Here is a 19,540-nt window from a genome sequence, read left to right as displayed (position 1 = left end):
GCAATATTTGTCAGGTGGAGCTTTTGGTTATGAATTCTCTATAGGGTCAAAGAACCAATATTTTTCATTGCTGCCACTCAAACTCTTAACCTCTTTGATTAGTCTCGAATAGTACTTATTTGAAGTACCCACTTTCCAAGCGTTGATGTACGCCCTTCCTTTGAGGGACTGAACAAAAGGCTCGATCATGCCATCTTTACCTGCCCTTACCATCGACGCCTTGATTAGTGCCATCAAGTGGATGTGATTTTTAAATAATGCAGGAGAATCTGAAAACTCTTTGAGAATAGATGACTTACTATAATCGAACGACTCCACTAAATACTTGTGAGTAAATTCGTGCAATACCAAGGGAATATTGGCTGATATAGGGGATCGCATATTCTTTATTCTACCCATATGGCTTCTTATACTCACTACTAACGGGCTACTTCTAGACCCGTAACCACACACAGAAGTGTAAACCGTCAACTCCCTTCGGGAGTACTCTCTACCAACAATGCTAATCAACGCCGAAAGTAACTCAGCGCCCTCTGCATCCCACTGCTTCTGCAATATGGGCGTGAGACCGATTGCTTCTTTCATGATATCTTCACGCGTAGAGCCATGCGCAGTCAAATCGGTAGCTAACCTCTTGCATTTAGAATCTGAAACAATACCATACTCAAATACGAGCTTAGGAATTTCTACTTTAGCCGCAGCCACCTCGGTTGACACGCAAAATATTCCAAACAACAAAAATGTATTCCGTATCATAAATACTTGCTCCAATCGACCTAACCGGTGATTCATAACGCCAAAATAATTCGCCGGAGCGAGATGGCAGCTTTTTTGCTCCGCAAAAAAGAAGACAGCTTGCGGAGGTCGAATTGATTTTCTTGTTACATGTTGACTGCATTACAGATAACCTTGGCACATACTACAGGGTTTGATTGAGCTATAAAATGCCCGCCTTTAACTTTAATACGACTAAAGTTAGAACACATAGAAGCCAAATACTTAACTGAATTAATACCTACGACAAGATCTGTACTCGGCCGAATATATGTTACGGGGCAATCTATTTTTTCAGTTGGCTTAGCCAAATTAGCAATATTGCCCAACCGTAACTTTAGTTTACGCTTATCCGATTTTTGAAGTGATAGAAATACCGGAGCGACAACTTCCGGGCCGCCAGCCATATTAAAACCAAATAAATACAACATAAATCGACTTAGGCCGTTTGGCTTTAATAAGCCAAGAGGCATTATTGTAGCAAGGCGGGACATAGCGGATGGCCGAGAAATAAAACTTGCCAAAAACACCACACCTTTAACGTACCCACCTAAGATCTGGCATAGTTCATACGCTACGCGACCAGAGTAAGACTCCCCAACAATGAATATATCTTCACCCTTAAAACGCTCCGCAATTTCTATTGCTTGACTAGAATAAGAAACCGCTTTGATTGAATCATATGAGACTACTTCAACATCAATGACTGAAGGAATTTCCTCTAGCAACTTTTCAAAGAGAATGCCTGTTCCATCAAGACCTGGAAGAAGTATGATTTTCATATGTACATGTAACGCCAAGCTCACCTGCAGTTTTTGCGGAGAGCAATTGTGTAAAATGGAGCTACGCGACATACACAATTGAGCGCAGCAAAAAATGTCAGGTGCAGCTTCTTGTTATGTGATTTTTTCTCTTTTTTAACTTAGATTTATTTGGCGACCACTAAACTTTCTATGTATTTATATTCTACATTTGATCCGTAACTATTCAAATAAATAGCGATTTCTTCAACCAACTTGTATGTTTCTATCGATATAATGACATTATATTCATATATATTTTCACATAGAATTTCTAGCCCAATCACTCCTTCATTGTGACTAAACAAGCACTTCACGTCGTCAATTGTGCTTATTTTTTCAGATTGAAAGCCTCCCCAATCTGATTTCGAGCAGTTACCAAGCAACGTTAAATAAGCCTTTTTGTATTGTTTAGTTTCCATATATTACACATAACGCCTTGCTCTGCTGCATTTTTGGAGTGGAGAATTTTGTGCTATCAAGCACAAAAGGCGCAACGGAAAAAATGTCAGCAGGAGCAAATTGTTATGAATTTTAGTCACCGAGATTCATATGAAAGTCAGTAGTAACATTTTTGCCCTCACATTTGGGAGCCTTGCTCGTTGAGCTCACCGCAATATCTCCTGCCTCTACTATGTTTTCGGGAATACGAAGATACACAACATCCGTAATTTTTAACTCGGACTTCTCATTTCGTATATACGAAAAATCTAGTGTGGCCGGGAGCGGAAGAGATTTTTCTTCGCTATATTCTTCCAACTCGTTTACATCAGTTGGCCAACGTTGATGTTCACAGTAGAAATATGCAACAGTTGCCGCCATTGCAATATGCTGGTTTGCATTTTCGATTGACACGTCTTCATCTTTGGTCTGAGTTGTAGCATTGCAACCAACCAAGCCCAAAAAGAGCGAGACTAAAAGTAATTTCTTCATGACTTCCTATAATTCATAACGCCCTGCAGCAGCAGCCGGAGTGCAGGCGATTATTTTTGTGACAGCGTAGCGACCGGCACAAAAACAAGCGCCGGAACGTAGGTCATGCTGACTGAGTTTGTTATGCATCATTCCGTAATTCTACCAATATTTTCCCGGTGCTCTTTCAGAACTACTTGTGCCTGCACTCTAAAAGATTCCATACTATGAGAAAGATTCTGAGTTACCTGATCTTGCAAATCTTGATTGTTTGATAATAGCTTCCTGCCTGCAGAGGTCTGGTAGAACTTCGCAATATCTTCTAGCTCCTTACTGGAAAATGTTGCGCTTATCGATTCTGCTAGATCCACTTCCAAGATTTCCCAAGCGAAATGCTTTTCAATAAGAGCATCGATTTTGTCTGCATATCGATTGTGCTCTTCCAGTAGCTCATCTGGGTATCCCGAATTTTCTATATTCAGTGGATTAACTAACGATTGTCGGAGCTCATTTCTGTATTCATTCCAATCATTTTCCAGGTCCAAAATACTAATGAGGCTGTACGCATCTTGCGAAAACGAAAAATTAGAAATACCCAATAGTAATAAAACTAAAATTACTCTCATAGTTACTACCCTATGCATAACGCCGCGCTATACCGCAGCTTTGTAGTTGGTTGATTTGTGGCAGTCTTTTTCGCCACAAATTCAAGCGACGGAAAAGCTGTCAGTATGAGCGCCTTGTTAAATACTGGCCGTTATTGAGGAATTCCAATGCTGGCAATCTCCATTTGTTTTTTGGGGTCCCAGTTTTCTGGAATAAACTTCTTATCACCCCACCACTTACATCCATTTTCAATGAACCATTCTCGACGGATCTTTTTAAGATGCTCCGGTGTGGAATGCTGATCATACTCTACGCCTGACTCAGAGCCACAACACTCACAAATTTCGAACGTGGTGCAATTTAACTCATCGAGAGCTACAACATCAGAAAAACCACAGATTGGGCACCCTTGTTTATTCATACTCATGGTATTTAACGCCGCTGTAACCTGCGCAAATTATGGAGCAGTTTTGTGCGAAAATGCGCGCAGCGTATTGCACAAAATCGCGTAGACATTTGGGTCCGGTTTACAGCTTTGTTAGGCGACATTTCTTAAACTTTTGCACGATAAAATGAACTATCTGATACAACCATACTATAGGCACAACCATAGCAACTAGAATAAACATTGGCGGCGCCCACATATTCACATAAAATATGCTAGCAAAAATAGCTACTTGCGCTACAAACCAAACTATAAAATATTTGACTTTTTTGCAATGAAGCCACTTAATAAAGCAACGTATTGAAAACGCCAAAAGCAATATGGAAAAAAATAAAGAAACCCAGTCTATAATACGATCTAATATATAATTTCGATATCCTATACGCTCTTTCTCTCGCCAATTGCCTTCTAGCTTATTAGAGGTTACATTCTCCACTTTCATAAGTGAGTTAAAATAATATTTTGCTTCTAGATCTAACTCCCTAAATTTATGGTACTCTTCGAACGAATAATCAAATTTGATACCAAAGGGCCTATTAAGAACCAGCATGTATATCCCGCTATTTTCTTCAATATTTCCGAGTTCAGTCTCGTAATCAGATATGCGTTTCACTGCCTCTGGCATTAAATCGACGACAGGCCTTCTCCCGCAACCGCCACCAGAATATACTTCTTTTACAAAAAACAGTTCTGTGCAAACTGAATTTTCGCACTCGATAAACACTTTGTCTTCATAGCCTCTGCACGACAAGGACAAGGCATCCATGCAAAACATGAAAAGATAGGTTGCAATGATATATAAGTATATTTTCATACGACCTGGAGTGCCTAACGCCCGTGTATGCGGACGGAGTGGAAACGCGAAGCGTTGGAATGGAGTTCCGTATGACACGCTTGTTAGCATGCATTTGTAAGTGCTCCTTCAACAACAGCCGATTTATGTTGCTTTATTCGTCTACAGTCATTTTTCCGCATCCATTCTAGGGCATAAGGACCGACCCAAATTTGCGGATCTGGCTTACTTGGGTTTGCGGAACGTTTTAAGCTTGCTGGTGCAATTGGTAGTGTAGGATTGCACCACTGAACTATTGAATTACAATATTCTTTCTTTATATATCTTCTAAGCATTTTAAAACGAGCATCTACTTGCTTTGCCTGAGGCTCCGAGAAATCCGAATGATCATAGACAGTACTGATTGCGATTCGTCCCTCTGTGATAACCGAATCACCTAATTCAGAGCGAAGAAACTGGATAGTGGCATGCTCTGACTCACAGTACCAATCATCGCACTGTTCTATATACCTTGCTTTTAGTTGATCAATATCAGATGTTGACCAAACGATACAGTAAGTTCCAGTAATCTTCGAGAGAGTGCGAACGCCTTCTGGAAACTCAGTTTTCCATCGAGGGCCGTCTACTAGCAGAACAGTTTCATCTGCGAGAATTTTTGCTTCAAATTCCTTCTCATCCTCAGGATGCATTAAAAATCTTATCTGACTTCGCATAATCCTTCTGTGCTTGCTAACGCCTTTGTAACGGGCATTTTTTGTGTAGTGTAGTTTTGCGGTAAAGTGGCGAAGCCACCGCAAAACGAAGCGTAGCAAAAAATGTCCTGTTGACAAACTTGTTATGCGAAACCACCATCCGCTCACTTTCCACAGTTTGCACAATAGCTCGCCTTTGGTGTCCGAAGTAGGTGGCCACAATTGGAACACTCTTTTCCAAAGATACTTCGTCTGTGGTGAAAAACAGCAAGGTAGTTGGTTTCGTTAAATCCAGTTAACTCGTTGAATATTCTTAATACCTCTTTTCCAACTTCTACTTGCGCCTCTTTTAATCCGCACCCATTTCCCTCTTTATATTCCTTGATTTTCTTTACCATGTTTTCTGTGTGGGGAGAAAGTATGCTCCACTCCTTTTCATCCAGAGTGGAACTCTACAATCGCATCTCCAGCAATGATGATATTCCATAATTCAATTACGCATAACGCCGCCAGCAACTGCCGGAGTGAACTGGCTGCTTTTTTGCGGATTTTTTGCAAAAAAGAAGACAGTTTACGGAGGTCAGATTGACTGGCCTTGTTCTGTGCTGACCACACACAAATGTTTGCTATCTTTAAGCGCCCAAACACTCCAGGTATCGTACAATGACTGTAAGCGCCCATTAACCCGGGTAATACCCAGCCAACAATCATCAGCTCATAATGGCCCCCCCTAACCAAGGAGTCCATTATGGAAAAACAAACGCGTACCCCCCCAATTGACTGGCGGGTCGAACTCAAAGCATGGCGAGAATCTGGTTTACCACTTTCTCAATTTTGCCGAGAGCAAGGCTTGGTCGCTCACCAGCTGTCATACTACAAACGCAAGTATGAACCCCAAGCACTTAGCCCAGATGCGCAATCAACAGGCTTTAGCCAAGTTAGTGTTTTGAGCACCAATGCCATCGGCGCTGAATGTTTAAGTTTACGCCTGGCCAGCGGACATACAATCGAAGGGATAAGCACACAAACCTTACCGCTAGTGAGCGCATTAATGTGCACGCTACAATGAACGAAGTAATGCGACCCTCGCGGTCGCTACCCGTTATCTACCTTTATCGAAAGCCTGTAGACTTCAGGAAATCGTTTAATGGACTCAGTGCCATTGTTGAGCGGGAGCTGGGGCATAACGTATTTGAAGGGCGCCTTTATGGCTTTACCAACAAGCGCCGCAACAAAATCAAATGCCTATTTTGGGAAAGAAACGGTTTTGTCCTGTATTACAAGAGCTTAGCCGAAGAAAAATTCAAGTGGCCTAGGCAGGGGGATGACATTATCACCCTCAGCGGACAACAATTAAATTGGCTGCTGGATGGCTATGATCTGAGCGCGATGAAACCCCATAAAAAACTGCATTACGAAACAGTATTTTAAAAATAGCGGGGGATAATTTGGTATAATCCACGCCATGACTTCACCTCCAAATACTCAGAATGTAAGCGATAGCGACTCCACTTTTGATGAAGGTTCGTGGCGCGATCTGCTGCTGGAAAAAAATACGCAGCTCGAACAAAAAGAAAATCTACTTGACGAAAAAGATCAGGTCATTGGCAAAAAAACTCAAGTCATACAGTCGCAAAAAGCTCGAATTGCCGTACTGGAAGAGCTGCTTCGGCAACAAAAACAAAAACTGTATGGCCGCAGTAGCGAGCAACAGCCTAATCAGCTGGGGATGTTTGATGAAGCAGAAGCCATAGAGGTTGAGCAGGAAGCCGATGATGAGCCCAAGAAGAAAAAGCCCTCGGGCCGCAAAGGGCTAAATCCCACTATACCGCGTGTTCAGCACCGCATTGAACTCAGTGATGAGGCAAAAGACGGCGCTATCGACACCTACTTTGTCAAAGTTAAAGAAGAGCTGGATATTATCCCGGCACAGGTTCAAGTGATTGAACTGATGCAAGAAAAAGCGATTTTTATCGACGACGAAGATAAAAATATTGGCGGAGAAAATAAGCGTAGAATTGTTTCTGCCCCCTTACCTAAACACCCGCTACCGAAAGCTGTTGCCAGCACCAACACATTGGCCTACATCATTACTGCTAAATACATGGATGCGTTGCCACTCTATCGTTTAGAAGGCATTTTGGGGCGCTATGGTGGCAGTGTTACACGCACTACACTGGCCAATTGGCTAATACGTTTATCGTTACAGCTTGCTCCGCTAATCAAGCTAATGCGAGAGCATCAATGGAATGGTGATCTTATACAAGCCGATGAGACCCGCGTTCAGGTGCTCAAAGAACCCGGTCGGAGCGCAACCAGTGACAAGTGGATGTGGTTAACCCGTGGAGGGCCTCCAGATCATCCCAGTGTTTTGTTTGAGTATGATCCATCTCGAAGTAAGGATGTGCCGTTGCGCCTGTTAGAAGGGTTTAATGGCGCTCTGCAAACTGATGGTTATGCTGGCTACAATGCTGTGGTGAAAAAGCAGAAACTCCAACATGCTGGGTGCTGGGATCATGCACGCCGCAAGTTTGACGAAGCCGAAAAAGCAGCAAGCAAAGATTTAAAAGCTAACGCAAAATCGAGAGCTCCCAGCAAGGCCCGCATGGGATTATCGCTTATCAACAAGCTTTATCTGGTTGAGCGCCAGATACAAGGCAAAACAGCCGAAGAAAAAATCCAAACCCGACAGCAGGAAAGCGTCCCTTTACTCAACACACTAAAAACTTGGCTAGAAAAAAATGAAAGTCGGGTATCAAAAGAAGGATTAACGTGGAAAGCTATTAGCTACACCTTAAACCAGTGGGAAAAGCTGACCTTATACTGCGAGCAGGGGGAAATCCCCATCAGCAATATTCTAGCGGAAAACGCCATACGACCTTTTTGTGTTGGTCGACGTAATTGGCTTTTTAGTGATACTCCGAAAGGGGCAAATGCCAGCGCGATTTACTACAGTTTAATTGAAACGGCAAAAGCGAATGGGCTTGAGCCTTATGGTTATTTTAAGGATATGTTGAAAAAATTGCCTTACGCAGAGACGATGGAGGATCTTGAAAAATTATTGCCGTGGAATTTTAAATGTAAGGATGTCAAGACACCCTAGTTAATGGGCGCTTACCAATGACTTAAACCAAATACAAGCACCGTTTTGATAATTGAGTGGATTAACAAAAAATGACTCTATCGCTTTATCATGGTCTTTTATCACAACCTTAATGCTTTTGTCGTGTGTGTATTCAAAGCATTCGCTAGCCACTATACCTTGTTGTATTACTCGATCATGGATGTGGACAGACAGGTCATAGGGCTTAACACGGCCAGTTGGATTTGACAAACTTCTATTACCATCGGTGGCAACTGGAATAGGAGCAATACAAATTTCAACAGCTCGCACACTTACTGAAATAATTGCTAATGTAATTAGTAATATGACTTTCATAGTTATTGCCACAGAACGCCACAATAACCGAGCGGAGCTAAGCGTGGTATTGTGAGCAAAGCGAACCACGCTTAGCGGAGTCCGGTTGATTGTTTTGTTACGTGCTGATTTTGCACAACTGCTTGATTGCTTTTTCATGCTCTTTACCCACCAATCCAACGTCTTGATGAAAACGAAACCCGGATCTTTTTACTTTGGCCGAATCCAGTGCTTTTTTCGCTTCAGCACCATCATTATTGATTAATGCTTTAGAAGCATGCCACTTGAAATAATCAAGTGGAAACGTGAGCCTATCAATATGTTCATCTAGAACATCGAGCGCGCCGACAAACTCATGCTCCATTCTTTGCATTGCCACCAAATACGGATAATCAAGATACACCCCTGTTTGGTGGTTAGGGAATTCTCGCTCTCTCTGCAGTACTTTTTTGTAAGTAGCCAAACACCCTTCTAAATCACCTAGCGCGATAAAAGCATTAGACTTTGCTAACAAAGCACGGACGTCATCATATTTCTCTTTTCTTGATTCGAAGTACTCATCAACTAATCGGAGTGACACCTTTGGGTGCTTGTCAGTCAAGGTTAGAGCTTGAATCACCAAATACTGATCCCTTTGTGATCTAGCTCGCTTTAACTTCGAATAGAAATTCTCTTCGATTGATTCGTTCCAATCTTTATTTCTATACCAATCATCAGATGACACGATGAATCCTTAAGGCACGTAACGCCCTGCAGCAGCGGCTGGAGTGCAGGAGCTTGTTTTTGCGGTAGCGTAGCGTTTTACCGTAAAAACGAACTCCGGAACGGAAGTCCGACTGGCTGAGCTGGTTATGCGGCCCTTATTTAAAATATGATTTTAGCAGCTTAGGATTTAGCAAATAAAAAGCTGCATACCCATAAAAACAAAACATTATAGCTAAAACCGCAATACCATTTATCCCTAAGCTAGATGATTTAGTAGCCACAACTACCATCCCAAATAAGACCGCAATCAGAGAAAGAACACCAAGCAACCATCTTGACCACGTGTAACCCAAATAAAGACATATACATAAGACTACTGCAATAGCCGTACGAACAAGCTCTTTAGCCTCAGGGTTTGGAAACCAACTAAAAAAAGAAAACCAAATAATCCCGAAGATAATTCCTAAAACAATTAATTTATCTTTATTCATTTTTTTAGTATTGCTGCATAACGCCCGCAGCAGCGGTATTTTTGTAGTGAGGCAAGAACGGAAAAAATATCCGACTGCCTGCGTTTGTTATGTGATAATTTCATGCGACTAGCTCACCGTTAACAATAAACACGCCTTCTTTACTATTCTCTGGGCATACTAAGTAGCGCGACGAACCAGTTACAACCTTTATCTCCTCAAGAATACTTAAGAGAGCGAATAATTTCTCCTCGCTGTCAATTTCAGAAGGTGAAACATCACACTCCAACTCTGATTTTTCATAGAACCGTAAAAACAACGTTATGTCGCCAACCAACATTGAAACAAAGCAATAAAATCCGCTAACATCGATATAGGCGTTGATATCTTTAGGAAATTTTTCTGAGTTCTCATCAGATTCTGGAATATAGCAATTAATTGATGTCACATTTGAATTAGCTGAAAGCCACCCGAACAGCTTTTCCCAGCCGCTAGTGGTCATATGCTCATAATAAACATCTACAAGCATTCCATCGTCTTCGAAGTACTCTTTCGCTAATTTCCAGTTCATCAATTTCGATTCACATAACGCAAAGCTAAATTGCATTTTGGGCGTAGTGGAGTTTTGTGCAAAAATGGCCTCTGGCCATGCACAAAACGGAACGAAGGCCAAAATGTCAATTTGAGCGTTTTGTTAGAGCTTTTACTCGTAGCACTCCAATTTATTAGCAATTTCACTCTCAAAGCAATAAACCTTGCCTTTAAAACCAATATCTATTACTTGGTAGTTTGCTTCTTTGTTGCCAGTAATTGGCTCTATTTTAACAACAGCTTTCTTAATATTTTTCTTTCTTAATGCATGTTGGCCAAAAATTACGTTGAATTTTTCTGGTAGCTCTTTACCTGATACATGTTTTTTAACTTTTGCTTCAAATAAATAAAAGGTACTCCACGATGAGCATTCCGTTCCTTCGTCACCGAAACAGAGAGCAGACGCGGTTTCCCCTGTATCCCTAACGTACGCTAGATCTACGACAACAACTGACTCTGCTTGAACACAAATCGACACTGTAACCAATAAAAGCAGTATTATTTTTCTCATAGTTCTAACGCCGCCATTACGCGGCTGCTTTGTAGTTGATTGTTTTGTGGCAGCCTTTTTCGCCACAAAATCAAGCGACGGAAAAGCAGCTCGCTGTACATGGCTTTGTTAGCTACCTACAGGCTAATCTCCGAAAAAAAATAAAACACGCTGTTTTTCCAATGCTTTTTCAATTAGCTTCCGAAGGCTATTTAGCTTTTTTAGCATATCCTTTTTAATCAGGCGAACATATATTTTTTTCTTAGGCTTTACCTGAAAGCCAATATATTCATCCCATGATTCAGGCTTCTCGCTGACCACCGATATCCGCTCTATTAAATGATCATCCAATAAGGTGAGTTGGGCACCATCTAACCTAGCATCCTCCCACGGTACAATTTCGACGCTAGTTTTATTTCTAATATCTTCTAGTGCTTCAAATAGAAAAGCTAAATCACCATCCTCAAGAGTAACTACAAGATCTCTTTCTAATGGATCTTTTAACCCAGATCCCGAATAGATACCTACATCGAGCGCCATACTTTCTTCCTGTAGCTAACGCCGCTAGAACCTGCACTGCGTGCGTAGCGGATTTTTGGTGTATTGTGGCGCAGCCACACCAAAAAGGAGCGTAGCACGCAGTGTCAGGTTACTAGCTTGGTTATGCATTTAGTGCCATTAAATTAATAACTCCTAATAAAAAAATATAATGTAAAACAACCCTAATTCCACTGCGATAAACCCGACGAATTGGGTCCAATGAAACCCAGGAATTACTACAGCATCTTTCGGGTCTTGTGGATTTACGTATACATCTATTACTTTTCCCTCATAAAAGAAATCCACTTCGTTTAGCGCAGATTTCTTAGTCAGCGCAGAAAAGATACTAACCCCAAATATTGTTAATACATCACTTGTCAGTTGTCTCCCTCGATACTCATAAGAGTATGTAACTTCTACTATCCAGTCGTTTCCACTCTTGGTGAGCGCGCTACTAACGACCTTTCCCGGAGCGGTGGGCCAATATTTGCTTAGAAAACTCTTTCTCCATCTAGGCCAAAACCTAATAGTAAAAGCAATGAGCAGAATAAATACTGTCAATTTTGCTAGCTCTTGATATTCCATGGCTCTCTTCAATTTGCATAACGCCGCCATCACAGGAAATGAAAGTGGCGTGGTTCTTGTGTTATTGTTTGAGCGCAGCGAGTTAACACAAAAATCGCGACGCTTTTATTTTCCTGTGCATGGCCTTGTTATGCCTTTTATTGAACACGTTTAAGAGCCTCTTTGGGTTGACTAACGTTAATTCTACGGCTCAATATTTTTAACGAACGTGCAACCACTTGAAGAGTTTCATCATGGAATGTAGCAACCCATAGATAATGGTCGGGTAACAACTCAAGCTCAGGGCTAGAAGTTAACTTATAGAAACCATAAAAGCCAACCCCCAAATTATGGAGAGGATGTTCATACAAGCCCTCATCGTTGGGTGCGCCAAACTTGTAACTAGTAACACCTTCAAATTCAAGCACTGCACAGTATTCATCGAAACCTGGGTGATCGGGACTTTCACCAGAATCCCAGCCTGGGAAATCTGGGTTGGTACATATATAAGAACAGCGGAGGAAATCACCCAATTCCTCGATTTCAGGTAAAGGTGCGCCTGTTTCCATTGCTGGTGGTTCACTTAACTCCATATCTCATTCCAGGGCATAACGTTAAGGTAACCAGCATTGGCTGTGGAGCTGGTTTTTATGCAAAAATGCAGCGAAGCGGAATGCATAAAAAAAAGCGTAGCAGGCAATGTCTGGTTGACCGCATGGTTATGCTCTTAGCACGCACTTCGCATTACAAACTCTCGCCAACTTCAATATATGCCAAAATACCGCAATACCGAAAGCTATTTTGCGTATTGATTTAGCCTACAACTACGTACTGTCCTGGCGAGACCGTAATTGGTTCTGGAAACCCCCGCCCCAACACTTTCATTCCATCGTTATTCTCACCATGCTCACTTCTAAAACCCTTGTTTACGACCCTCTCGAAGTGAGCATAAGATTCCCACACAATCGTATTTATATACTTTAAAGACCCATCTGATTCCCGGCAAATCGATTTATAGAAAACGGAACTAACAAACCCTTCCTGCTTACTAAAATATGACAAGTACTCATCGCGTACACGCTCAGCGGTAACCTCCATACCTTCTGGAACTGTTATGGTATTAATAACACTTAGCTGTTCCATGCTCTATTCCTATTCTGATGCATAACGTTCCAAGCAGAGGCTTATTTTGCGTTTTGGAGCGAAGCGACAGCAAAATAAGTCCTGCTGACTTGGCTTGTTAGGCTGCCCTCTGAAGGTAACTCTCATTCGATAAAAACTGATCAATTTCTTGCATAAAAATATCAGTGGCTTCAGCTACCGATGATATATATTTTTCAATACTTTCCGTCTCTGGGAGAATTGAGTTTTCACCATGTGCAATTTTATTTCGAAAGGTTACAATTCTATCTATATCACTTATTACATCTTTGAACTTTTCAAAGTTAAACCCAAACATATTACATAATTCTTTAAGGACTTTGCTATTCAAGTTTGATTTCGTATCAATATCTTTCTTGAATTTAATAACGTTCTCAAAAATAACTATAAATTTATCTGTGAAATCAACTTTCTGATCAAAAGACTGCTTACCACTTAACGAGTTGTAAGTCTTACCAAGCCCAATAACTATTAACTTTACATCTACATCACTGGGTTTTAGTTGCAACTTATTCAGATGACCCATTAACACTCTTAGGGAGCTAACAAAAAATCCTTCCCAATGCGCATATATCATAGGGATACACATCCTATCCCATAATTGCTGATCTACCTTATGCGGATTAATCTTGAATTTTGCAAGCTCGCCATCTCTCCAATTATTATCTTCTTGGATTTCAATAATCACCTCATGCGGCATCTGAAAATATCTCCAAAGCCCTATCCATTCGTTTTCTAATTCTTCCAGTTGAAAAAGTACTTGTCCCAATACTGTTATATTGCTCATCTACTAACAACTGATCAATTTTCTCTTTTATCTGCTCTTCATTTCCGTCGATTTGCAGGAATGATTTTGGTAATGCATAGGACAAAGAATCAAATATATGTAATGCAAAATTTCCTTTAGGTCTGAAAACTTCTTTTCCGTAATTGGCTCCTAAAAAATCTATCAAATTCGAAAATTCAAGCTTCTCTCCGTCGAGATCAAACGGAATTTCATTGCTAGACACTGATTTCATATATTCGCTGAGAAACTGAGGAACTGTAGTTTTAAAGTTATTCCCAAGATTTTTAAAGGCAAAATATCTCAACACCAACTCCTCTAAGAACATTTGCTCTTTTTTTGAATCACTTGGACTAATTAACTCGATAAACTCAGGTTTTTCGGCAACATCTCTGAGGACCTTATTCAGATCTACAGGGTAGCTTCTAAAAATGCAGTTTCTAATCTCTTGGTCGGATAGCGGGCTAGCTCCAGTATTCAGTCTATTGAATAACTCATAACGTATATCTTCCGTACTATCCCACTTAACAATCTCAACCCTACATACTGAACGCTTTATAGTAGTTTTTAACTTTATAGGCAGTTGATCAATAGTTAGGCCTTCTAACTCATTTACCAACTCACCCTGTGTTAGGGTTGTATTATTTTTTTCAGGTAGATTTTCCAGCAAACCAAAAAAAGCAAATATTGTTGATATTCTCTGAAGTCCATCAACAACCTCCCACTTTCCTTCATCATCTTCAGCGACGAATATTGGTGGAATTGGAATTCCCAATAGAACAGACTCGATAAACCTCGTTTGCTGAAAGAGCGACCATCTAAATACACGCTGATATTCAGGAGAAATGAATAAATCACCATCTTCATACATATTCATTAATTCACCGAATGACATATCTAGACGGTCAGTTTTTAACGAGTTTCGTTTTGTAGCGATTACTGATTCTAAGTCAGGCATTCCTGTATCCTTTTAATATCTACTTTATCCGCACTGGTCATTTCTGAAGCCTAACGCCCGGCTCACCAGCGCCCAAGCCGGAGAGTTTTTTGTGGTAAAGTGTAGCGCAGCGAAACCCACAAAAAGCGCGTAGGTTTGGGCGTCTGCGTGGAGCCGTTTGTTATGAGTGGTATTGCCTACCAGTACTCTGCTCCAAGTACTTGGTTTTCCATAATATCTTTATAGGAGTAATCTTCGATCAGTTCAGCTTTAACGAATAGCTGCCTAAATAACTTATATTCTATGCTGTCTAAATAATATTTAGTAATCTTTGTTTCATAAAAAGCTGGAGCATGCAGGGTAGCAGAATAATGAATGCAGATTCGGTCCCCTTCATGAGAGAGTATAACTTCTAAAGAAGTTTCACACTCAGAGCCACTTAAATATATGTAATCCCCAATTTTAGCCATGAATACTTTTCGAGTATTTTGCCATTGCATTCTCGGCGGCCCCTCAGGCTGACCAACATATGACAACGGCGACTTATCTTCTTCGTCGACAAGACTGAAACAGTCCACGAGTTTGATTCTACTTAAGACTTCGAAGTCAAAGGCCAGTCTAGCTTCATCTATAGGCTTAAGAAATCCTTTTAGTACATAGGACTTTAATATTTCAGATGGCCTTTTATCATCCCAGCCGTTCAGCTCCGAATGAGGTGGTTGCCACAATATGAAAGCACTACCTTCCGTTACAAAATCTTCATTTTCCTCAAACTTAACCGAATATATTTCTCCAGTCTTTGGTAAAACCAAATCTAGTGGCATTATTTCTTCAAAACTTTGATCCCAGCACAACTTTGACCATTCCATGGTTTGAAGTAGTTCAATACTCATTTTTCACCGTGTGGTACTCATAACGCCTAGCTCACCGGCAACCTTTGCGGAGAGCAATTGTGTAAAATGGAGCACCGCGACATACACAATTGAGCGTAGCAAAGGTTGTCCGGTGCAGCGTTTGGTTATATTTTTCTACCCGATTGGTTTTAAATCTTTTGGGAATTCTGTGTGTACCTTTCTTTCTGATTCACTTATTTCACCAACCGTATTTCGTGAGTTCCATGCCCTGTTTATATGCGCATAAATATGCGCCATCTCAATTGAATACTCCTCTTTACGCACTTCATTGGAAGTATTCATTTTAGTAATGAGATCGCCCAAATGCTCATGAACATCATCGAGCTCATACATTAACTGCGCCCATTCAATTGGATTACGTTCTTTGTCTATCATACGATTCCAGAAAAAATATAACGCCGTTAGCAACGGCCGTAGTGTAGGTATTTTTTTTGTGTTAGCGTAAGCGTTAAAACACAAAACAAATACCGGAACGGAGGTCCAGCCCGTTTTCGGGCGATGTTGGCTAACCTTGTTAGGCCCTTGCTTGTATGTTCGGGAACACCTACCCCTCCTTATTTTTACGCCAGATGATTTGACTACCTCTAGCATACGGGTTTTCGTTTGTAGGTGCTGCCCAATACAGTGTTACGGTTGGCTCGCTTTCACCCACATGAGATAGCGCAAGCTCAATCCTTTCATCAAAGCAGTTCGCTAGAACTATATACGGCCCTCTAGAACGGTAAACTCGGATTAGGTCTGCATTTAAAAAACTCAAATTCTGGGGAATTTCTGACTTTAGGAATTGCGTTTCGTAGTTTTTTTTCGAGTAAGCTTCACTAATTTTTTGCACTTGAAAATAGACCATTTCTAGTTGATCCGAACTAAGCGATCTAGCTTTCTCGACAGCAGGATGAGACTCTGGAGCAATACAACCAAAACCATGATATGGATCGCTATCACAACCAGATACCCCAACCATACAGATAACAATAACTAGTAAAATACGCACTCTTTTAATATTCATACCTGATTGCGCCTAACGCCACTATCACCGGAAACGAAAGCGGAGTGTTTTTGTGCTATGTTTGAGCGCTTGCGCGAGTTGCACAAAAACGCGTAGCTTTTGTTTTCCGGTGCATAGCTTTGTTAGCTGAATACCTAAAACTCAACTTCTTCAACAATGAAGGCTGACGACTTGGAATGATCTATAAAATTATTCTCATCAGCAACTAGTTTTGGACCTAACTCTGCCATCTCACTAGACCCCATAGCGGCCATCAGTTGTTCTTCTGATTCGAACCATACTTCGGCAACGCCATCATATGCGTCTTGCATTCCTCGAGACGCTCTCATCCCGTCATTGAGAGGGCTAGATAACGTATGAGATTGCACATACTTTTTACTCCCCATTACATGGGCGTTCTCCATAAAAAAAGGCCCATGCTTATCGCGCCAATATGATTGAAATTCTTCTCGAGATATATCTTCTCGTCTTTTTAAGCACATTATCAATTTAATCATAATCTATCCTGAGATTTTTTGGTTTTACTTGCTAACGCCGCAAACAAAAGCGAGCGCTAGCGAGTCCGGCGCTGTAAGCGCGATTTTGGTTTGCTTTGTTAGGAGTAGAACTCACAAAAAAGCCTCCACTTGCTTAATAACGGTTTCTGTTGGCATATCGAAACCGGACATATTTTTACCACTAAGATTTACGCCAACTACTCTATCTTTATTCTTGAGTATTGGGACAAGCACTTCTTTGAATGAATCCCAAGATATTTCTCTTGGCGTAAATTCTGACAACAATTCAGGGTTTAACTTTTTAAGCCTCAGAATCCGAGATTTAGACGACCAAAGAGGAAAGGATACTTTGTCCTCGCTAACATCGAACTCAAGTGCAGTGCCTTCGGAGTTTTCAGCAAACCATAAAGACTTATTCGATGATACCTCTTCATAGAATTTATTTGCTTGTGCTCCTGCGCTACTCATTTAAGCCTCCTAACGCCTAGCTCACCTGCAACCTTTGCGGAGAGCATTTTGTGTATAATGGAGCTACGCGACATACACAAAATGAGCGTAGCAAAGGTTGTCAGCGTGCAGCTAATTGTTATAACTTTTTCCATAGGTTGAAATCGCTACCAATGGCTGAAACTAAATAGTTACCGCACCAAGAGAACCCATACGCCCTTAAGTGTTCTGATTCTATTTTTTTACAAAAAGAAGCATGACCTTCAATAAGGGCTGATTTGTATTCGGAACAAAAATATAGATCATACTTCGGCCAGTTGGGCGCATGTACCTCTATGCTTTCACCTGATACCCCTGAGTGAGGCAGTCCTCCGCCGTGAATTCCGCAGGTTTGAATCAGCTCTGATTCTACTGGGCCAATGCCTTTACATATAAGGCTACGATCGTTAAACCAGTCGCCATACTCTTCATAGTCCCGAGATACTCTTTCGCCAGTATCACAGTTAAAAAGCCCTCTACCTTGACTCGAAATTACCAACAAATATGGACCTTGCTTAGAGAAGCCTAAATCAGTTAACCCGCCAACAGATGGAGAAGCAACCTTCTCCCATCCGACAGGACTTTCAGCATCTTCTATTTTACTTAGGAGGTTTTTCAACCTCTCTAAATTCGGGTCTTTTTTCTTGAACAATTCCGCGATCTCGATTTAGTTATAACGCCACTATCACCGGAAACGAAAGCGGAGTGTTTTTGTGCTATGTTTGAGCGCTTGCGCGAGTTGCACAAAAACGCGTAGCTTTTGTTTTCCGGTGCATAGCTTTGTTAGCTGAATACCTAAAACTCAACTTCTTCAACAATGAAGGCTGACGACTTGGAATGATCTATAAAATTATTCTCATCAGCAACTAGTTTTGGACCTAACTCTGCCATCTCACTAGACCCCATAGCGGCCATCAGTTGTTCTTCTGATTCGAACCATACTTCGGCAACGCCATCATATGCGTCTTGCATTCCTCGAGACGCTCTCATCCCGTCATTGAGAGGGCTAGATAACGTATGAGATTGCACATACTTTTTACTCCCCATTACATGGGCGTTCTCCATAAAAAAAGGCCCATGCTTATCGCGCCAATATGATTGAAATTCTTCTCGAGATATATCTTCTCGTCTTTTTAAGCACATTATCAATTTAATCATAATCTATCCTGAGATTTTTTGGTTTTACTTGCTAACGCCGCAAACAAAAGCGAGCGCTAGCGAGTCCGGCGCTGTAAGCGCGATTTTGGTTTGCTTTGTTAGGAGTAGAACTCACAAAAAAGCCTCCACTTGCTTAATAACGGTTTCTGTTGGCATATCGAAACCGGACATATTTTTACCACTAAGATTTACGCCAACTACTCTATCTTTATTCTTGAGTATTGGGACAAGCACTTCTTTGAATGAATCCCAAGATATTTCTCTTGGCGTAAATTCTGACAACAATTCAGGGTTTAACTTTTTAAGCCTCAGAATCCGAGATTTAGACGACCAAAGAGGAAAGGATACTTTGTCCTCGCTAACATCGAACTCAAGTGCAGTGCCTTCGGAGTTTTCAGCAAACCATAAAGACTTATTCGATGATACCTCTTCATAGAATTTATTTGCTTGTGCTCCTGCGCTACTCATTTAAGCCTCCTAACGCCGGTAGCAATTGCCGGAGTATGATGGCAGTTTTTTTGCTCCGCAAAAAAGGTGACAGCTTACGGAGGTCAATTGGCTACCTTTGTTAAGCTTGGTGCTCATTTAATACCTGCCACTCTGCCCACTGTAACCCAGATATACTTATATGGTTGCTCGCATTTTTACTAAGAACAGCATTTGATTCATTATTTATATTGCCAAACATGCTCCAACCGCTACCTAGCCTTTGCCCAAACTCTATAACCTCCACAACTACCTCAGACCATGAATACTTGTCATTGTGAAAGAACTCTAATGTAGCCATATACCCACCT

The 19,540-nt window shown here is 41.2% G+C and carries 31 protein-coding genes; 3 read left to right on the top strand and 28 right to left on the bottom strand.

All coding sequences use genetic code 11. From position 1 onward, the window contains the following. Positions 1-27 precede the first annotated feature (27 nt). The 8 genes from H5336_RS13085 to H5336_RS13050 form a co-directional block, all read right to left on the bottom strand. Positions 28-585 (bottom strand): hypothetical protein, encoded by a 558-nt coding sequence (locus H5336_RS13085; RefSeq protein WP_185234734.1) that lies wholly within the window; start codon positions 583-585, stop codon positions 28-30. 296 nt (positions 586-881) lie between these two features. After that, positions 882-1,556, bottom strand: a complete 675-nt coding sequence (locus H5336_RS13080) for an alpha/beta fold hydrolase (protein ID WP_185234733.1) — start codon at positions 1,554-1,556, stop codon at positions 882-884. 146 nt (positions 1,557-1,702) lie between these two features. After that, complete coding sequence (locus H5336_RS23825) at positions 1,703-1,996, bottom strand: MafI family immunity protein (RefSeq protein WP_185234732.1); 294 nt, start codon at positions 1,994-1,996, stop codon at positions 1,703-1,705. A gap of 112 nt (positions 1,997-2,108) precedes the next feature. Further along, positions 2,109-2,507, bottom strand: a complete 399-nt coding sequence (locus H5336_RS13070) for a hypothetical protein (RefSeq protein ID WP_185234731.1) — start codon at positions 2,505-2,507, stop codon at positions 2,109-2,111. 128 nt (positions 2,508-2,635) lie between these two features. Next, positions 2,636-3,112: a DUF2059 domain-containing protein gene (locus H5336_RS13065; RefSeq protein WP_185234730.1), complete on the bottom strand. Its 477-nt coding sequence runs from the start codon at positions 3,110-3,112 to the stop codon at positions 2,636-2,638. 131 nt (positions 3,113-3,243) lie between these two features. Continuing rightward, on the bottom strand, positions 3,244-3,519 hold the full coding sequence (locus tag H5336_RS13060; protein WP_185234729.1) for a hypothetical protein: 276 nt from the start codon (positions 3,517-3,519) through the stop codon (positions 3,244-3,246). Between the two features lie 100 nt (positions 3,520-3,619). After that, positions 3,620-4,351, bottom strand: coding sequence for a hypothetical protein (locus H5336_RS13055; protein ID WP_185234728.1), 732 nt, complete (start codon positions 4,349-4,351; stop codon positions 3,620-3,622). A gap of 83 nt (positions 4,352-4,434) precedes the next feature. Continuing rightward, the gene (locus H5336_RS13050) at positions 4,435-5,043 is read right to left on the bottom strand and encodes a DUF8467 domain-containing protein (RefSeq protein WP_512700773.1); all 609 of its coding nucleotides are present in this window, start codon (positions 5,041-5,043) and stop codon (positions 4,435-4,437) included. A gap of 727 nt (positions 5,044-5,770) precedes the next feature. On the opposite strand from H5336_RS13050, the gene tnpA reads away from it, so the two are divergent. The 3 genes from tnpA to tnpC are packed head-to-tail and all read left to right on the top strand — an operon-like array spanning position 5,771 to position 8,125. Beyond that, positions 5,771-6,091 (top strand): IS66 family insertion sequence element accessory protein TnpA, encoded by a 321-nt coding sequence (tnpA, locus tag H5336_RS13045; RefSeq protein WP_185233959.1) that lies wholly within the window; start codon positions 5,771-5,773, stop codon positions 6,089-6,091. After that, positions 6,088-6,453, top strand: coding sequence for an IS66 family insertion sequence element accessory protein TnpB (gene tnpB / locus H5336_RS13040; protein WP_185233961.1), 366 nt, complete (start codon positions 6,088-6,090; stop codon positions 6,451-6,453). The genes tnpA and tnpB overlap by 4 nt, the downstream gene beginning before the upstream one ends. Before the next feature lie 34 nt (positions 6,454-6,487). Continuing rightward, entirely contained in the window at positions 6,488-8,125 is a 1,638-nt protein-coding gene (gene tnpC / locus H5336_RS13035) for an IS66 family transposase (protein WP_221628031.1), read from the top strand. On the opposite strand, the gene H5336_RS13030 is transcribed toward tnpC, so the two are convergent. The 20 genes from H5336_RS13030 to H5336_RS22645 form a co-directional block, all read right to left on the bottom strand. Then, positions 8,126-8,461 (bottom strand): hypothetical protein, encoded by a 336-nt coding sequence (locus H5336_RS13030; protein WP_185234726.1) that lies wholly within the window; start codon positions 8,459-8,461, stop codon positions 8,126-8,128. 97 nt (positions 8,462-8,558) lie between these two features. Beyond that, entirely contained in the window at positions 8,559-9,164 is a 606-nt protein-coding gene (locus H5336_RS13025) for a hypothetical protein (RefSeq protein ID WP_185234725.1), read from the bottom strand. A gap of 136 nt (positions 9,165-9,300) precedes the next feature. After that, entirely contained in the window at positions 9,301-9,636 is a 336-nt protein-coding gene (locus H5336_RS13020; RefSeq protein WP_185234724.1) for a hypothetical protein, read from the bottom strand. A gap of 100 nt (positions 9,637-9,736) precedes the next feature. Beyond that, complete coding sequence (locus tag H5336_RS13015; RefSeq protein WP_185234723.1) at positions 9,737-10,222, bottom strand: hypothetical protein; 486 nt, start codon at positions 10,220-10,222, stop codon at positions 9,737-9,739. A 96-nt stretch (positions 10,223-10,318) separates the two neighbouring features. Then, positions 10,319-10,783 (bottom strand): hypothetical protein, encoded by a 465-nt coding sequence (locus H5336_RS13010; RefSeq protein WP_185234722.1) that lies wholly within the window; start codon positions 10,781-10,783, stop codon positions 10,319-10,321. Positions 10,784-10,840: 57 nt separating this feature from the next. Continuing rightward, the gene (locus H5336_RS13005; protein WP_185234721.1) at positions 10,841-11,236 is read right to left on the bottom strand and encodes a hypothetical protein; all 396 of its coding nucleotides are present in this window, start codon (positions 11,234-11,236) and stop codon (positions 10,841-10,843) included. A 153-nt stretch (positions 11,237-11,389) separates the two neighbouring features. Next, entirely contained in the window at positions 11,390-11,821 is a 432-nt protein-coding gene (locus H5336_RS23820; RefSeq protein ID WP_185234720.1) for a DUF3592 domain-containing protein, read from the bottom strand. A gap of 137 nt (positions 11,822-11,958) precedes the next feature. Then, entirely contained in the window at positions 11,959-12,393 is a 435-nt protein-coding gene (locus tag H5336_RS12995) for a hypothetical protein (protein WP_185234719.1), read from the bottom strand. 220 nt (positions 12,394-12,613) lie between these two features. After that, positions 12,614-12,943, bottom strand: a complete 330-nt coding sequence (locus H5336_RS12990) for an antibiotic biosynthesis monooxygenase family protein (protein ID WP_185234718.1) — start codon at positions 12,941-12,943, stop codon at positions 12,614-12,616. A 97-nt stretch (positions 12,944-13,040) separates the two neighbouring features. Further along, the gene (locus H5336_RS12985; RefSeq protein ID WP_185234717.1) at positions 13,041-13,661 is read right to left on the bottom strand and encodes an MAE_28990/MAE_18760 family HEPN-like nuclease; all 621 of its coding nucleotides are present in this window, start codon (positions 13,659-13,661) and stop codon (positions 13,041-13,043) included. Then, positions 13,651-14,703, bottom strand: coding sequence for a DUF262 domain-containing protein (locus tag H5336_RS12980; RefSeq protein WP_185234716.1), 1,053 nt, complete (start codon positions 14,701-14,703; stop codon positions 13,651-13,653). The genes H5336_RS12985 and H5336_RS12980 overlap by 11 nt, the downstream gene beginning before the upstream one ends. 176 nt (positions 14,704-14,879) lie before the next feature. Further along, complete coding sequence (locus H5336_RS12975) at positions 14,880-15,575, bottom strand: hypothetical protein (protein ID WP_185234715.1); 696 nt, start codon at positions 15,573-15,575, stop codon at positions 14,880-14,882. A gap of 135 nt (positions 15,576-15,710) precedes the next feature. Beyond that, positions 15,711-15,971 carry a hypothetical protein gene (locus tag H5336_RS12970; protein ID WP_185234714.1) on the bottom strand — a complete coding sequence of 87 codons (261 nt, stop codon included), beginning with the start codon at positions 15,969-15,971 and terminating at the stop codon, positions 15,711-15,713. A gap of 169 nt (positions 15,972-16,140) precedes the next feature. After that, a complete protein-coding gene (locus H5336_RS12965) occupies positions 16,141-16,602 on the bottom strand; it encodes a hypothetical protein (RefSeq protein WP_185234713.1) in 462 nt (153 codons plus the stop codon). Positions 16,603-16,736: 134 nt separating this feature from the next. After that, on the bottom strand, positions 16,737-17,099 hold the full coding sequence (locus tag H5336_RS12960) for an EthD domain-containing protein (RefSeq protein ID WP_185234711.1): 363 nt from the start codon (positions 17,097-17,099) through the stop codon (positions 16,737-16,739). 111 nt (positions 17,100-17,210) lie between these two features. After that, positions 17,211-17,567 (bottom strand): DUF2750 domain-containing protein, encoded by a 357-nt coding sequence (locus H5336_RS12955; protein WP_185234710.1) that lies wholly within the window; start codon positions 17,565-17,567, stop codon positions 17,211-17,213. A gap of 118 nt (positions 17,568-17,685) precedes the next feature. Further along, positions 17,686-18,237: a hypothetical protein gene (locus H5336_RS12950; protein ID WP_185234712.1), complete on the bottom strand. Its 552-nt coding sequence runs from the start codon at positions 18,235-18,237 to the stop codon at positions 17,686-17,688. A gap of 143 nt (positions 18,238-18,380) precedes the next feature. Continuing rightward, positions 18,381-18,743, bottom strand: coding sequence for an EthD domain-containing protein (locus tag H5336_RS12945; RefSeq protein ID WP_185234711.1), 363 nt, complete (start codon positions 18,741-18,743; stop codon positions 18,381-18,383). Between the two features lie 111 nt (positions 18,744-18,854). Next, the gene (locus H5336_RS12940) at positions 18,855-19,211 is read right to left on the bottom strand and encodes a DUF2750 domain-containing protein (RefSeq protein ID WP_185234710.1); all 357 of its coding nucleotides are present in this window, start codon (positions 19,209-19,211) and stop codon (positions 18,855-18,857) included. Positions 19,212-19,311: 100 nt separating this feature from the next. After that, a complete protein-coding gene (locus H5336_RS22645) occupies positions 19,312-19,530 on the bottom strand; it encodes a hypothetical protein (protein ID WP_221628055.1) in 219 nt (72 codons plus the stop codon). Positions 19,531-19,540 lie beyond the last annotated feature (10 nt).

The sequence above is a fragment of the Teredinibacter franksiae genome (assembly GCF_014218805.1).
Classification (GTDB): Bacteria; Pseudomonadota; Gammaproteobacteria; order Pseudomonadales; family Cellvibrionaceae; genus Teredinibacter; species Teredinibacter franksiae.
This window is presented reverse-complemented; position numbering and strand designations above follow the sequence as displayed.

Excerpts from the sequence above, each read along its gene's own strand:
- H5336_RS12965 (WP_185234713.1), bottom strand. The coding sequence starts at position 16,602 with ATGAATATTAAAAGAGTGCGTATTTTACTAGTTATTGTTATCTGTATG.
- H5336_RS13015 (WP_185234723.1), bottom strand. The coding sequence starts at position 10,222 with ATGCAATTTAGCTTTGCGTTATGTGAATCGAAATTGATGAACTGGAAA.
- H5336_RS13070 (WP_185234731.1), bottom strand. The coding sequence starts at position 2,507 with ATGAAGAAATTACTTTTAGTCTCGCTCTTTTTGGGCTTGGTTGGTTGC.
- tnpB (WP_185233961.1), top strand. The coding sequence starts at position 6,088 with ATGAACGAAGTAATGCGACCCTCGCGGTCGCTACCCGTTATCTACCTT.
- H5336_RS13085 (WP_185234734.1), bottom strand. The coding sequence starts at position 585 with ATGAAAGAAGCAATCGGTCTCACGCCCATATTGCAGAAGCAGTGGGAT.
- H5336_RS12960 (WP_185234711.1), bottom strand. The coding sequence starts at position 17,099 with ATGATTAAATTGATAATGTGCTTAAAAAGACGAGAAGATATATCTCGA.
- H5336_RS12995 (WP_185234719.1), bottom strand. The coding sequence starts at position 12,393 with ATGGAGTTAAGTGAACCACCAGCAATGGAAACAGGCGCACCTTTACCT.
- H5336_RS12955 (WP_185234710.1), bottom strand. The coding sequence starts at position 17,567 with ATGAGTAGCGCAGGAGCACAAGCAAATAAATTCTATGAAGAGGTATCA.
- H5336_RS12990 (WP_185234718.1), bottom strand. The coding sequence starts at position 12,943 with ATGGAACAGCTAAGTGTTATTAATACCATAACAGTTCCAGAAGGTATG.
- H5336_RS12980 (WP_185234716.1), bottom strand. The coding sequence starts at position 14,703 with ATGCCTGACTTAGAATCAGTAATCGCTACAAAACGAAACTCGTTAAAA.
- H5336_RS13050 (WP_512700773.1), bottom strand. The coding sequence starts at position 5,043 with ATGCGAAGTCAGATAAGATTTTTAATGCATCCTGAGGATGAGAAGGAA.
- H5336_RS13020 (WP_185234724.1), bottom strand. The coding sequence starts at position 9,636 with ATGAATAAAGATAAATTAATTGTTTTAGGAATTATCTTCGGGATTATT.
- H5336_RS12975 (WP_185234715.1), bottom strand. The coding sequence starts at position 15,575 with ATGAGTATTGAACTACTTCAAACCATGGAATGGTCAAAGTTGTGCTGG.
- H5336_RS13080 (WP_185234733.1), bottom strand. The coding sequence starts at position 1,556 with ATGAAAATCATACTTCTTCCAGGTCTTGATGGAACAGGCATTCTCTTT.
- tnpC (WP_221628031.1), top strand. The coding sequence starts at position 6,488 with ATGACTTCACCTCCAAATACTCAGAATGTAAGCGATAGCGACTCCACT.
- H5336_RS12945 (WP_185234711.1), bottom strand. The coding sequence starts at position 18,743 with ATGATTAAATTGATAATGTGCTTAAAAAGACGAGAAGATATATCTCGA.
- H5336_RS12985 (WP_185234717.1), bottom strand. The coding sequence starts at position 13,661 with ATGCCGCATGAGGTGATTATTGAAATCCAAGAAGATAATAATTGGAGA.
- H5336_RS12940 (WP_185234710.1), bottom strand. The coding sequence starts at position 19,211 with ATGAGTAGCGCAGGAGCACAAGCAAATAAATTCTATGAAGAGGTATCA.
- H5336_RS13065 (WP_185234730.1), bottom strand. The coding sequence starts at position 3,112 with ATGAGAGTAATTTTAGTTTTATTACTATTGGGTATTTCTAATTTTTCG.
- tnpA (WP_185233959.1), top strand. The coding sequence starts at position 5,771 with ATGGAAAAACAAACGCGTACCCCCCCAATTGACTGGCGGGTCGAACTC.
- H5336_RS12970 (WP_185234714.1), bottom strand. The coding sequence starts at position 15,971 with ATGATAGACAAAGAACGTAATCCAATTGAATGGGCGCAGTTAATGTAT.
- H5336_RS22645 (WP_221628055.1), bottom strand. The coding sequence starts at position 19,530 with ATGGCTACATTAGAGTTCTTTCACAATGACAAGTATTCATGGTCTGAG.
- H5336_RS13055 (WP_185234728.1), bottom strand. The coding sequence starts at position 4,351 with ATGAAAATATACTTATATATCATTGCAACCTATCTTTTCATGTTTTGC.
- H5336_RS13030 (WP_185234726.1), bottom strand. The coding sequence starts at position 8,461 with ATGAAAGTCATATTACTAATTACATTAGCAATTATTTCAGTAAGTGTG.
- H5336_RS13005 (WP_185234721.1), bottom strand. The coding sequence starts at position 11,236 with ATGGCGCTCGATGTAGGTATCTATTCGGGATCTGGGTTAAAAGATCCA.
- H5336_RS23820 (WP_185234720.1), bottom strand. The coding sequence starts at position 11,821 with ATGGAATATCAAGAGCTAGCAAAATTGACAGTATTTATTCTGCTCATT.
- H5336_RS13060 (WP_185234729.1), bottom strand. The coding sequence starts at position 3,519 with ATGAGTATGAATAAACAAGGGTGCCCAATCTGTGGTTTTTCTGATGTT.
- H5336_RS23825 (WP_185234732.1), bottom strand. The coding sequence starts at position 1,996 with ATGGAAACTAAACAATACAAAAAGGCTTATTTAACGTTGCTTGGTAAC.